This is a genomic window from Bartonella sp. AU15XJBT, from assembly GCF_028618615.1.
Classification (GTDB): Bacteria; Pseudomonadota; Alphaproteobacteria; order Rhizobiales; family Rhizobiaceae; genus Bartonella.
Window position 1 is genome coordinate 1 of the sequence record NZ_JAQITG010000007.1, and the last position, 12,067, is coordinate 12,067.

11 protein-coding genes, 1 tRNA gene and 1 pseudogene are annotated in these 12,067 nt (G+C 37.8%); 7 read left to right on the forward strand and 6 right to left on the reverse strand.

Translation table 11 applies throughout. The features are described from left to right. Window positions 1–182: 182 nt before the first annotated feature. Window positions 183–259, reverse strand: a tRNA-Met gene (locus tag PVV57_RS04610). Between the two features lie 159 nt (window positions 260–418). Here PVV57_RS04610 and PVV57_RS04615 point away from each other — a divergent pair. Continuing rightward, window positions 419–1,375: a Gfo/Idh/MocA family protein gene (locus PVV57_RS04615; RefSeq protein ID WP_273783555.1), complete on the forward strand. Its 957-nt coding sequence runs from the start codon at window positions 419–421 to the stop codon at window positions 1,373–1,375. A 49-nt stretch (window positions 1,376–1,424) separates the two neighbouring features. After that, a complete protein-coding gene (locus tag PVV57_RS04620; RefSeq protein ID WP_273717916.1) occupies window positions 1,425–2,543 on the forward strand; it encodes a DegT/DnrJ/EryC1/StrS aminotransferase family protein in 1,119 nt (372 codons plus the stop codon). Between the two features lie 323 nt (window positions 2,544–2,866). Here the strand turns inward: PVV57_RS04620 and PVV57_RS04625 are convergent. Both PVV57_RS04625 and PVV57_RS04630 read right to left on the reverse strand, forming a co-directional pair. Beyond that, window positions 2,867–3,509: pseudogene (locus PVV57_RS04625) on the reverse strand (hypothetical protein). Between the two features lie 27 nt (window positions 3,510–3,536). Further along, complete coding sequence (locus PVV57_RS04630; protein ID WP_273717914.1) at window positions 3,537–4,133, reverse strand: DUF1134 domain-containing protein; 597 nt, start codon at window positions 4,131–4,133, stop codon at window positions 3,537–3,539. A 216-nt stretch (window positions 4,134–4,349) separates the two neighbouring features. Here PVV57_RS04630 and chpT point away from each other — a divergent pair, with 216 nt between their 5' ends. Beyond that, window positions 4,350–4,988, forward strand: coding sequence for a histidine phosphotransferase ChpT (chpT, locus tag PVV57_RS04635; RefSeq protein WP_273717912.1), 639 nt, complete (start codon window positions 4,350–4,352; stop codon window positions 4,986–4,988). A gap of 224 nt (window positions 4,989–5,212) precedes the next feature. Here the strand turns inward: chpT and ctrA are convergent, their stop codons facing one another. After that, the gene (ctrA, locus tag PVV57_RS04640; RefSeq protein WP_254492950.1) at window positions 5,213–5,914 is read right to left on the reverse strand and encodes a response regulator transcription factor CtrA; all 702 of its coding nucleotides are present in this window, start codon (window positions 5,912–5,914) and stop codon (window positions 5,213–5,215) included. A gap of 565 nt (window positions 5,915–6,479) precedes the next feature. Between ctrA and PVV57_RS04645 the strand changes: the two genes are divergently transcribed. After that, window positions 6,480–6,866 carry a flagellar export protein FliJ gene (locus PVV57_RS04645; RefSeq protein WP_273717907.1) on the forward strand — a complete coding sequence of 129 codons (387 nt, stop codon included), beginning with the start codon at window positions 6,480–6,482 and terminating at the stop codon, window positions 6,864–6,866. Between the two features lie 155 nt (window positions 6,867–7,021). On the opposite strand, the gene PVV57_RS04650 is transcribed toward PVV57_RS04645, so the two are convergent. Continuing rightward, the gene (locus PVV57_RS04650) at window positions 7,022–7,297 is read right to left on the reverse strand and encodes a DUF1153 domain-containing protein (protein WP_273717905.1); all 276 of its coding nucleotides are present in this window, start codon (window positions 7,295–7,297) and stop codon (window positions 7,022–7,024) included. A gap of 45 nt (window positions 7,298–7,342) precedes the next feature. Between PVV57_RS04650 and PVV57_RS04655 the strand changes: the two genes are divergently transcribed. After that, window positions 7,343–7,603: a hypothetical protein gene (locus PVV57_RS04655; protein ID WP_273717904.1), complete on the forward strand. Its 261-nt coding sequence runs from the start codon at window positions 7,343–7,345 to the stop codon at window positions 7,601–7,603. 107 nt (window positions 7,604–7,710) lie between these two features. Beyond that, the gene (gene mnmA, locus PVV57_RS04660) at window positions 7,711–8,934 is read left to right on the forward strand and encodes a tRNA 2-thiouridine(34) synthase MnmA (protein WP_273717902.1); all 1,224 of its coding nucleotides are present in this window, start codon (window positions 7,711–7,713) and stop codon (window positions 8,932–8,934) included. A 271-nt stretch (window positions 8,935–9,205) separates the two neighbouring features. Here the strand turns inward: mnmA and PVV57_RS04665 are convergent, their stop codons facing one another. Next, on the reverse strand, window positions 9,206–10,021 hold the full coding sequence (locus tag PVV57_RS04665; protein ID WP_273717899.1) for an RNA methyltransferase: 816 nt from the start codon (window positions 10,019–10,021) through the stop codon (window positions 9,206–9,208). 780 nt (window positions 10,022–10,801) lie between these two features. On the opposite strand from PVV57_RS04665, the gene PVV57_RS04670 reads away from it, so the two are divergent. Next, window positions 10,802–11,710 (forward strand): cation diffusion facilitator family transporter, encoded by a 909-nt coding sequence (locus tag PVV57_RS04670; protein ID WP_273717897.1) that lies wholly within the window; start codon window positions 10,802–10,804, stop codon window positions 11,708–11,710. Window positions 11,711–12,067 lie beyond the last annotated feature (357 nt).

A 12,067-nucleotide genomic window follows, 5' to 3' on the forward strand; every position in this document is an offset into this window, starting at 1 on the left:
AGAGGCTTTAAATGATCTTTGAAAGGTCTTTGAAGATCCTTTGAGAACCACTTTAAAACTCTTTGAGAAAAAATAAATTGCTACAAAACCTAGTGGCAAATTATACAAAACCTACTGGCAAGCTACACTGGCAAGCTACAGCTACAACAAGCTACAACAGACAAGCTACAATCTGAAAAAAATGGTAGCGGAGGAGGGATTTGAACCCCCGACACAAGGATTATGATTCCTCTGCTCTAACCTACTGAGCTACTCCGCCAAAATAAAATTATATTGCAAATAATTACATCTTCTGCGGATATAAGGGGTAGAATAGTGACATGTCAAGCATCGTTTTTAAGCTTTTCTCTTGTCATTCTATTTTATCCTCGATATGTAAAAGTATAATTTTATAGATAAAGTAGGGTAAGGCATAAAAATGGTGCCACGTGTAGCGGTTTTAGGATGCGGTCATTGGGGTGAAAATCATATACGGACACTCCATTCTCTTGGGGCTTTAGCAGCAGTTTCTGATATTAATGCTGATCGCGCTGCCAGCTTTGCAGCAATGTATGGTGTAGAGGTTGTTCCACCAGATGATCTTTTCACTCATCAAAATATTGATGCGCTAGTATTAGCGCTGCCTCCACAATTTCATACGCAAAATGTGCTGCGGGCTGTTAAAAATGGTAAAGATGTTTTGGTGGAAAAACCAATAGCCTTGAATGTGGCTGATGCTAAACGCCAAGTTCAGGAGGCTGAAGCCTATGGGCGAGTTTTTATGGTGGGTCATATTTTACGTTTTCATCCCGCTTTTGAAAAAATGTGTGAATTGGTGAAAAACGGAGAATTGGGGGAGGTGCGGTATATTTATTCTCATCGATTAGGCTTTGGAAAATTTCACACACATAGTGATGCTTTATGGGATCTTGCCCCTCATGATCTCTCAATGATTTTAGCATTGACAGGATGTGAACCCTCCGAAATTCGCGGTGAGGGGACTGCTGTCGTTGATCAGATTTCCGATTTTTCCCATGTTCATATGACTTTTCCAAATGGTATACGGAGTCATCTTTTTGCTTCACGCTTGAGTCCTTATCGTGAGAGGCGTTTAACTGTTGTGGGGACAAAGGCTATGCTCATTTTTGATGATATGGAACCATGGAGCCGTAAATTGGCAATACACCATTTTGCCGTTTGGAAAGAGAATCAAGAGTGGGCTTTTAGCATGGAAGAGCTGAATTACATTGATGTTTGTGAAGATTTGCCGCTTACTTGCGAATTACGGCATTTTCTTTATTGTATTCAAATGCGTCAATTGCCTCGTACAAATGGTGATGATGCTATTGCGGTTTTACGGATTTTAACAGCTGCTGGTCTCAATTATGATAGATAAAAGAGATAAGTAGCGCTTTTGCATTTTTGTGATGATCAATGGAGTTAATATGCAATTCATCGACCTTGGGGCGCAGCGTGCGCGTATTGAAGATAAAATTAATTCTGCAATTGCGCATGTGGTCGCGAGTGGTCAGTATATTTTGGGGCCAAAAGTAACAGAGTTTGAAGGGAAATTGGCTGAATATCTTGGCGTTAAACATGTCATTGCATGTGCGAATGGAACAGATGCTTTGAAGATGCCTCTTATGGCTAAAAATATTGGTCCAGGGGATGCTGTGTTTTGTCCTAGCTTTACCTTTTCGGCAACGGCCGAAGTGGTGGCTTTGGTGGGGGCTGAGCCTGTTTTTATTGATGTGTTACCCGATACATTTAATATTGATGTTGAAAAACTTTCTCACGCTATCGAAATGGTTAAAAAAGAGGGACGGTTAAAGCCAAAGGCTATTATTGCCGTTGATTTATTTGGGCTTTCCGCTGACTATGTGCAGATTGCTCAAGTGGCAGCAAAGGAAAATCTTTTTGTCATTGAAGATGCTGCTCAATCTATGGGTGGAAGAAGCGGTAATACTATGTGCGGTGCTTTTGGTGATGTGGCTGCCACAAGTTTTTATCCTGCAAAACCATTAGGGTGTTATGGCGATGGAGGCGCTATGATGACCAATGATGATTATTTGGCAGAACTTTTACGCTCTATTTTGTTTCATGGTAAAGGTGAAACACAATATGATAATGTCCGGATTGGTATGAATTCGCGTCTTGATAGTATTCAGGCTGCAATTTTACTCGAAAAGTTTGTGATTTTTGAAGATGAAATGGAAAAGCGTGTAGAAATTGCTCAACGCTATTCCAATGGTTTAAGAGATATTGTTACAGTTCCAGAAATAGAAGAAAATATTCGTTCTGCTTATGCACAATATACGATTAAGGTCAAAGAGCGTGATAAATTAAAAGATTTTTTACAAAAAAATTCTATCCCTACAATGGTTTATTATAAAACCCCTTTGCATCAACAGCCAGCTTATAAACATTTTCCTTATGTAAAAGATTCCCTTTCTGTTTCAGAGTCTTTAGGGGAGTGTGTTTTAAGTTTACCAATGCATCCTTACTTGACGCAAACGGATCAGGATATGATTATAAAAAAAATAAGAGATTTTTATTCCTCTTGAGAGCGTGCTTTTATTTTTAAAACTTATGGTAAAAGCTTTATGGGTGGTCCATCTTAGAAGATATTTTTTGTTAGAGTGTGTGATGAATATTTTAAAGTATTATTTGCCTCTAGGACTCATGAAATGTTGTCTGGGCTGTGATATGACAAGTAAGTCGCATCGCTAGACAAGGAGATGGATTTTTTTAAATCGGTGTAGGGTAAGAAATTTTGTCTTTTCGCTTCAGAAGAAAGCCACGCTTAATGAAAAATATTTGGTTTTATGAAAGTTACCATGAACCTTTGTTGGTTTTATTCTTCATTTAAGGTGTTTTCAAAGGTAACTTATTTAACGGGACTTTTGGAGAGAAAAATTATTTTTTTGCGAATACGTGATGCTAGGTCGTTTTTGCTTTTGGATTTTTGAATCAATGTGTTGATGGGTGATTTATTCCCTTCTTGTAGGGCTATTTGAGCGGCTAATGTTGCTGCAAGTTCTTTTGTTTCTTCACGGAGTTTTTCCAGCAGTTGGTGGTTAGCAGTTGTATCAAGCCCATGCGTTTGGATTTTTTGTAAACGTTTCTGATAGTGTGCGATTTTTTCATGCATCGTTTTGCTTTCCTTTGGAGGTGTTTGTTGTGACGATATTTTGTTTGATTGCGATCGTTTCTTTGGGAAAAGCGTTTTGTGCAGAAAGGTATAGCTGATAAAGTTGTTCTTTTAATTGGCTCAGGTGTATTTTCTGTTGGGCATATTTTTTTTGCAAAGATTCGTACTTTTGTTGGTTTTTTGCTAATTCTACAGCATGTTGTGCGCGGACAAAATCGTGGTTTGCTTGTATTTCCGTGAGCGATAATGGAATTTGTGCACAAACATTTTTATGCGCAAAATGAACAGCTTTACGCCAAATAAGAGGGGATAAAAGCACCAGTAACCAAGAAGTGGAGGCGACGCCAAGAATAAAAAAAAGAAACGATTGGATAAGCATAATACCTCTTTTCAAATAAGAAACCGTTTAAAACGGATTCCATGTCGGTCTCGGTGTTAATTTTAAATACCCTATGTTAATACCAAGGCGTGCACCGATTCCTGTCCGTATTGGGATTAACAAGGTATCATGGTATTTAAGCACATGAAAACCAACCCCTGCAATTAAATAGGCCGAACCTGAAACACCGCCATAGCGTCTCCATAAATTATTTATGCTCTTAAGATTGTAAACCAAGATCATGAGACGGGAACCTTGGCCACCAAAATCCCATCCTACTGAGGGACCTTGCCAAAAAACTTTATGCTGACCATAACTTTTACTAAAAACTTTTCCTTCGCCATAGGTTAATCCAGCAAAAAAGGCACCAGAAGCTTCTTCTCCTAAAATATAGGCATTGGGATAACCGTATTTTGAAAAAATATTTTGAATTGCGATCGCCAGACCACTAGCTGTTTTTCCAAAAAAAATATGACCAGAATCAATAATTTCTTGAAGTGAATAATGGGGCTCGTTTTGCTCTATTGGTTTTAGTTGAGCATGTGTAGTGTTTATGGTGACGAATAAAAGGAAAATTAAAGATATAATATTTTTGTACCAGTATTTTAGCAGAGAGAGAGCCATAGAGTTTTCTCCTTTTATTAGTGACAAACAAAAAGATAATATTAGAATTTTCATTCTATTCAAATAAAAAATAAGGTGTAAGGTTATTTAAATTCTTGAATTTATTTCTGATTTTTTTTTAGCATGATTGTTAATGTTTTCTCTTATGCATTAGATGTTAAGAGTTTTCCTTTAAAATAAAGTTTGTTTTCTTGAATTTAGGAGTTTTCAACCGTTATGACGTTCGCTATTTCTTTGAAGCCTATGGATCTTGCTGCTTTGCTTTGTAGTCGTATTTGCCATGATTTGATTTCACCTGTGGGGGCTATTCAAAATGCAATGGAGCTTTATGACGACGGGGGCGCTGAAGAAGAGGCTTTGCAATTGGTGCGTTTATCCGTTGCGAGTGCTTCTGCACGTCTACAATTTGCGCGATTGGCTTTTGGTTTTGCTGGTGCAAGTGGCGGACAAATAGATACACGTGCTGCAGAGCAGGTTGCTCAACAATATATGCAGCAAGAAAAAGCAACTTTAAAATGGCAGGCTCCTTCTTTGTTGTTACAAAAAGATGAAGTTAAACTTTTGCTTAATTTGTTATTGATTGCCAATGCAACAGTTTCTCGTGGTGGTGAAATTGTTGTTATGATTGTGCAAGAGGGAAATAAACGTTCTTTTCGATTTGAGATTTTGGGTCAAACTCTCCGTATTCCTCCTCATTTTTTGGCATTATATCATAGAGAAGTTAAAGAAGAGCTTATTGATGCACATGTCATCCAATTTTATTACACAATGTTACTTGCTCAGATGACAGAGATGAAAATAAATATTGATGAAAGAGATCATTGTATTGTTTTAGAAAGTGTGAAAAAGCTTTGAATGAGAGAGAAGCGCTTAAGCCGTGTTGGGGAAAAAGAAACTTCGATTAAATTTACGAGCGATAGGAGTATATTTGTGAATAGGGTGTGGTTACTTCTTAAGCTTTAAGCGCTTTCTATATGAGATTTTTTGTGTGCGAGTTTTTTTATTTGTGACAGAGAAAAATCTTGGGAAAAATCTCGGCCCGCTACATTCCGAGATTTTACAATGTGTATTTTCACTGCTTAAGCGGTTTTTCGTACGTTTTCTTCAACTGGATCACGCAACACATAACCACGTCCCCAAACGGTATCAATGTAATTTACATTGGAAGAGACTGCTTCCAATTTTTTCCGTAATTTACAGATAAAAACATCGATAATTTTCAGTTCTGGTTCATCCATTCCACCATAGAGATGATTGAGAAACATTTCCTTGGTCAGTGTTGTACCTTTGCGCAAAGAGAGAAGCTCTAGCATTTGGTACTCTTTACCGGTTAAGTGAACAGGGCGTCCTGCAACTTCGACGGTTTTTGCGTCAAGGTTAACGGTGAGATCACCGGTAACAATAACTGATTGTGCATGTCCTTTAGAACGACGAACAACTGCATGAATACGCGCAATAAGTTCATCCTTATGAAAAGGTTTTGTCATATAGTCGTCTGCCCCAGAGCCAAAACCACGGACCTTGTCCTCAATGGCATTCATCCCGGAAAGGATAAGGACAGGCGTTTTTATTTTTGCCAACCTTAGAGTCCGCAAGACATCGTACCCTGACATATCAGGTAAATTCAGATCAAGCAAAATGATATCGTAATCATAGAGTTTTCCTAAATCGATACCTTCTTCACCAAGATCAGTGATATAAACATTAAAATTGGCTGACTTTAGCATCAACTCAATGCTTTGAGTAACCGCTCTATCATCTTCAATTAATAATACGCGCATTTTAGATCCCTCACTTCGCTCCTTTACGAATCACAAGGAGCATTTCTCTTTTATAAACAGTTAATAAAAACCACTGCTTATAAAAACAATTCATGAAATCAAACACTTAGCAATAAAGCGTTTATGAATATTTCAGTAGTACGCGTAACAATCACTACTAAATTCCCCACTATCCATGATAGTGGTTAACAAAATATTTTTATTTTTGAAAGAGGCTATAAAATTATTTTAAAAAAATCGCGGACTTTTTAACATAATAAAAAATGAAGGGTCTTTTCTATAAACTTTAACCTAAAAAAAATCTTGTAAAAAAGCCTTATAAATTACTTTTTTACAATTTCAGTGTTTATTTACGGAGCTTTAAACCTCTTTATTTTATAGTGGGAGGGAAAAGTAAAGAAATAGTTATGGCTCTTAAAGAAGGTTGTGTTTGCAGATGCTTTAAGGAAGGACGAAGTTATAGTCTCCTTAATGGACTGTTTTTTTCGGATAGGCATATAACTAAAACAATATGAATTGAGTATGGATGCGCGTTTTGAGTTGGCACAATCAAGGAGTAGTGAGTATGAAACCACGGGACAATATGGTGCGATTGAGGATGTTTCAAGTGCGTGGAAAGCGCCGTGAAATTGCACAGCTTGAGATGATGATTGCAGAATTTGAACGAATGGTGTTAGAACTGGAGTCACAGATTTGTCACGAAGAACGTAAATCTGGAAACAATGATGTTCACCATTTTGCTTATTCTGCTTTTGCGCGTGCAGCTCGGCAAAGACGCGATAATCTGCTCAATTCCATTCGTGATTTACAGCTTCAAAAAACAAATGCTGAAATTGCTCTTCATGAAGCTAATACAGAGCTACAACACGCACAGCTTTTGGAAGCACGAGAAAAGAAGACTGCCGCGGATGATGAAGATATTTTGATTCAATCTAATTCAATGGTTGGCTAATTCAATAACTGGGTGATCAAAACAATTATTGAAAGATCGATTTTTTCAGTTTTATCATTTTGAAAATAATATAAAAACAGCTAAACTCGATAAAAGTTTAGCTGTTTTTATTTCTATAAAGCGCTTTATGTTATCGAATCATGATCAATGGCAACTTAATGCCTGTAGTGTTGGATCTTGGTCGTTCGTAATCCCGCTAAGCCGTGTTCATCGATCAAACTTTGCCATGAAAGAAATTCTTCCACAGTCAAAGTATAACGTTGACACGCTTCGTCAAGGCTTAACAATCCACCTCTGACAGCCGCAACAACTTCAGCTTTGCGACGAATCACCCAGCGCCGTGTTGTTTGTGGCGGTAGGTCGGTAATTGTAAGTGGACTTCCATCTGGCCCAATAACATATTTCATTTGTGTTTTTATCAAATTGGTCATTCGTATCCTCTACCTTTAGTCAAGGACTTGATTCGTTTATAGAGCATGAAATTTAAAAAAGAACTAAACGCGCTGAAAGAAAAAATTAATAAAGTGATTGAGCGTGTAAAAAGAGGCTCAAGTGAACTGTGTAGAAGCGCCTCTTGTAACATTTTTCCTGATTTTATTTTGCCAGATTTCAAAGAAGAGAAAAAAGTTTTCCTAAATGATTTTCTCCAAGTGATTTCCATTATGCCTTATTTCTATCACTCTTTTTTATTTACAGCTGCTTTTAAGAAAATGATGCTATGGTTGTGGAAAGGATAAAAAAACAATATAAAGACAATCAATAGCATAAAAGTGGTGAAGAAGCGCGCATCAGAATGTTAACATATGAGTATCCATTAATAGAGCACTAAATAGAGAATGAATACATGTTTTTGAATAGTCTTGATTTACCAGGACAACCTAAGGACTCTCGCATTGTTGTTGCAATGTCAGGGGGGGTTGATTCATCTGTTGTTGCAGGCCTTTTGAAAAAGGAAGGGTATAATGTCATTGGCATTACATTACAGCTTTATGATCATGGGGCTGCAACGCATCGGGTAGGGGCGTGTTGTGCGGGACAAGATATTGAAGATGCGCGCCGTGTTGCAGAAACGTTGGGAATACCGCATTACGTTCTTGATTATGAAAAGCGCTTTCGCGAAGCTGTTATTGATCCTTTTGCAGAAAGCTATGCTCATGGAGAGACGCCAGTGCCATGTATTGCGTGTAATCAGACGGTTAAGTTTGCTGATTTATTAGCAACAGCACGTGAATTAGGGGCAGATGCTTTGGCAACGGGACATTATATTCGTTCGCGTTCTCATGGGGCACATCGAGCACTCTTTCGTCCTCTCGATAACGATCGTGATCAGAGTTATTTTCTTTTTGCAACGACACAAGAACAGATTGATTATTTGCGTTTTCCGCTTGGCGATCTTCCAAAAGCGCGCGTTCGTGAAATAGCTGCAGAAATGGGCTTTGTGGTTGCCAATAAGCATGATAGTCAGGATATTTGTTTTGTTCCACAAGGAAAATATTCAGATGTTATTGCAAAACTGCGTCCAGAAGCCGCTAATCCTGGCTTTATTGTCCATATCGATGGAAAGATTTTAGGCAAACATTCGGGAATTGTTAATTATACTGTTGGTCAACGTCGTGGTATTGGGGTGTCAACGGGTGAAGCGCTTTATGTGGTTTATCTCGATGTGGAAAATGCACGTGTTATTGTTGGTCCGCGTGAAATGTTGGAAACGCATAAGCTTTTTTTACGTGATGTGAATTGGCTTGGTGATGAGCTGTTAGATAATTTTCCTTCAGAAGGTATTGAGGTGGCTGTAAAGGTGCGTTCAACGCGTCCTCCCCACCTTGCGCGCTTGCATTATAAAGAAGGTGTTTTTTCTGTTGATCTGTTGGAATGTGAAAATGGTGTGGCACCAGGGCAAGCTTGCGTTCTTTATGATGGGAATGGTCATGAGGCGCGTATTCTTGGGGGAGGATTTGTAACGCATTCAGAACGTGCCGCTGACATTGAAATGATGTTGAAGCGTGTTTTATGCAATCTTGAAACAAAAGATTCTGTTTCCTCTCAACTTAAAACAACAGTTTCATAAAAAGATCGTGAATTAATTTATAATGGTAACTTTTATTCTCCAACTTGAATGAGAGATTTCCGTAAGATTTTCTCATTGCGGATTTGTTTTATGATCGAATCCATTAAAACCATGTTTCTTACACATTACACGTGGGATTATGGTGGGGAAAACCATAAAAGAAAAATGTAAAAATCTCTTTGATGAATGCTCTCAAATGCTAAGCGATAGCAACCTTGGGGGCTGGTGAAGAACATACATCATCGGATATTTGTTACAACTTAAAGTATTATCATCTTGTGTGGTCAAAGTCGGTAAAATGGGCGAGAGCGATCCCTGAGGCTGTGGCAACATTGAGGCTGTCAAAGCCGTCAGTCATGGGAATTCGTAAGGCTTTTGATTGTTGTAGTATATGGGGTGGTAAGCCATCTCCTTCTGTTCCAAAAATAAGTGCCATTCTTTTGTTTTTGTTTGCTTGCTTGAGCGTGTGCGAGGCAGAAGGAGAGAGTGCATAAAGATGAAAATTTTCATTGTGTAAAGCAGCTATAAAGTCATCTATATCAGCGTTTTGTGTATAGGGCACTTTTAGAGCAGCGCCGGCAGAAACCCTGATTGATTTGCGATAAAGTGGATCGCATGAGGTTTTGTCAACAATAATGCCGTGACTTGCAAAGGCTGCTGCATTACGAAAAATTGATCCCATATTATCATGATTCGAGATACCACATAAAACCAGAATCAAAGCTTTTTCTGGAAGATTTTTTAAAAAACTTTGTAATGATGGGAGCGTTTTGCGTTTACCGATACCCAGAACACCGCGATGAACATGGAAACCGGTGATATCATCCATGACTTTTTGTGGAACGCAATAAATGGGACATCGAGGCTGTGTTTTTTCTAAAAGTGGTAGAAGTCCAGGGAGGCGTTTTGCGACAATAAGTAGCGAGAGAGCAGAGAACTCTTTTGAATGCAATAATGCGGACAATGTTATTTTACCTTCAGCAATAAATTGCTGTTGTCGTCCAACGAGATCTTTTTCACGGATATTATGATAGTCTCTCAGACGTGGGTCATTCGTTTCGTCGATTGTTGTGATATTCAAATGCATGCGAGATTTTTAATGCTTTTTTCTTTCAATTTCCAGATGTTAGAATTTGCTTTAGTTTTAAGTTTTATTTTTAAAAAGAGAGATAAAAAAATATTATTTTTTAAAACTTATAGTAGAATTTGTGTTGACAACATATATTAATAAGTGTATTGTAGAAATACTGATGCGGGATAATAATATTGTTTTCGTATCGGGTGCAGTGTCTTGGGTCCCCGCTATTTCCCAAGCTCTGTATGCCCTTAAATTATAAGGGAAAAGAATCTGGGTCCCCAATGCCCAGATTCTTTTTGGGGGCATAACTCTTTTTCTAAGTTTTTTAGCAATCATATTTTAAAATGTCCTTAAGCTGTGAGGTTACAGGAGAGCGCTCAGTCATTTTTTCTAAGGTGAAAAGATGTTTATAGATGGCTTATAATGCACATCATAAGATATGAAAAATAATGCATGATCATGATATATTTGAGCCAAGGCCAAGTTTTTCGTTCATAAGACGTGAGACGGCTTTACGTTATTCAGAAAACGTTTAATAGAGGGGATGTATTTGTTTTTTGATGTGTATATTTCTCTCGGGAAAGCTGTTTGTTTATGACTTGTTTTCTTCATCCTTTATTGCTGATGTTCGTGTAACTTGAGCAGTTTTTGCGATAACAATAGTGAATTGAGACGTTTAGTGTATGATGAAGCTTCTGTAATATTGAGAAAATATTGCTGATATGCCAAAAATATCATTATAGGGCTAAAAATATTATTCCTTGTTTTGTGAGGAAAAGGATGGAGTTCATGAATGTGAAAATCAATATACAAAGCTTAACTTTATACTCTATTTTTATTGCGTGTATTGTTTTTGCTTTGAAATATTGGGCATATCACATTACAGGGTCGGTTGCGCTTTATTCTGATGCATTGGAATCAATTGTTAATATCCTTGCGTCATTGGCGGCATGGTGGGCTGTTAAAGTGAGTATGAAGCCTGCGGATCATGATCATCCTTTTGGACATCATAAAGCGGAATATTTTTCCGCGATTCTTGAAGGGATCCTCATTATTATTGCGGCAATTGTTATTTTAAGAGAAGCATGGATAGCGCTTTCTACTGTTAGATTATTGCAGAAACCTGGAATATGGCTTGTTATTCATCTTGTTGCAACTGTTATAAATTGCATGTGGGGAATGGTTCTTATTTGGCAGGGAAAACGTCATCGCTCACCGGCTCTTAAAGCTGATGGCGTGCATTTCATAACAGATGTTTTTACTTCGCTTGCAATTTTAATTGGTCTGATTGCTGGTTTTGTAGGGGGATGGGGCGTTTTAGATCCTATTTTAGCGATAATCGTTGCTGTTAATATTCTCTTACAAGGCTGGAAGGTAATTAGGAATGCTGTTCAAGGCTTAATGGATGTTGGCGTTGAATTGAATGAAACTATGCGGATTCGGGAGCTTATTTCTGCAAATGCTGATGGTGCACTTGAGATTCATGATTTACGGACGCGTGTTGCCGGTAGGGTTACTTTTATAGAGTTTCATTTGGTTGTGCCAGCTGTCATGCAGGTCGGAGAAGCTCATAAAATTTGTGATAAAATTGAAAGTGTTCTTCAAAAAGAATTTGATAATGTGCGTATTTCTATTCATGTCGAGCCTGAAGATGAGGCCAAATTGCCTCCCGGTACAACGATGATACCTTTTATATAAAAATTTTTTTCAAATTAGCTATCATGTTACAAACATTAATTTTTTACGGTGAGGTAGTTAATATCTCTTGAAAAGACAATCTTGCTCTTTCGTTGATTTTATTTTTGCATCAATAAAGTAGAAGGTTAAACTGAGTATTCTTAGGTAAGATTTATTCTGTTGCCGTACACTGTCATTTAAGGTGTGTGAGATAAGGCCTATAAAATTTGATCTATTAACTGTTTTTAGAGTGCGCGGTCAATATTGAGCAGGATGGCGCTTAAGCGAATCTCATGAAATGGTTAGCTGCTGAATTTTTTTTTAAGAGGACGGATTGTTTACGGGGACCTCGAGAATAGATCTCTTGTTTTTAAGGGC

What these genes read in the sequence shown, in the direction of transcription:
- PVV57_RS04620 (WP_273717916.1), top strand. Translation starts at nt 1,425, where the DNA reads ATGCAATTCATCGACCTTGGGGCGCAGCGTGCGCGTATTGAAGATAAA.
- PVV57_RS04670 (WP_273717897.1), top strand. Translation starts at nt 10,802, where the DNA reads ATGAATGTGAAAATCAATATACAAAGCTTAACTTTATACTCTATTTTT.
- PVV57_RS04650 (WP_273717905.1), bottom strand. Translation starts at nt 7,297, where the DNA reads ATGACCAATTTGATAAAAACACAAATGAAATATGTTATTGGGCCAGAT.
- ctrA (WP_254492950.1), bottom strand. Translation starts at nt 5,914, where the DNA reads ATGCGCGTATTATTAATTGAAGATGATAGAGCGGTTACTCAAAGCATT.
- PVV57_RS04665 (WP_273717899.1), bottom strand. Translation starts at nt 10,021, where the DNA reads ATGCATTTGAATATCACAACAATCGACGAAACGAATGACCCACGTCTG.
- PVV57_RS04630 (WP_273717914.1), bottom strand. Translation starts at nt 4,133, where the DNA reads ATGGCTCTCTCTCTGCTAAAATACTGGTACAAAAATATTATATCTTTA.
- PVV57_RS04615 (WP_273783555.1), top strand. Translation starts at nt 419, where the DNA reads ATGGTGCCACGTGTAGCGGTTTTAGGATGCGGTCATTGGGGTGAAAAT.
- PVV57_RS04645 (WP_273717907.1), top strand. Translation starts at nt 6,480, where the DNA reads ATGAAACCACGGGACAATATGGTGCGATTGAGGATGTTTCAAGTGCGT.
- mnmA (WP_273717902.1), top strand. Translation starts at nt 7,711, where the DNA reads ATGTTTTTGAATAGTCTTGATTTACCAGGACAACCTAAGGACTCTCGC.
- chpT (WP_273717912.1), top strand. Translation starts at nt 4,350, where the DNA reads ATGACGTTCGCTATTTCTTTGAAGCCTATGGATCTTGCTGCTTTGCTT.
- PVV57_RS04655 (WP_273717904.1), top strand. Translation starts at nt 7,343, where the DNA reads ATGAAATTTAAAAAAGAACTAAACGCGCTGAAAGAAAAAATTAATAAA.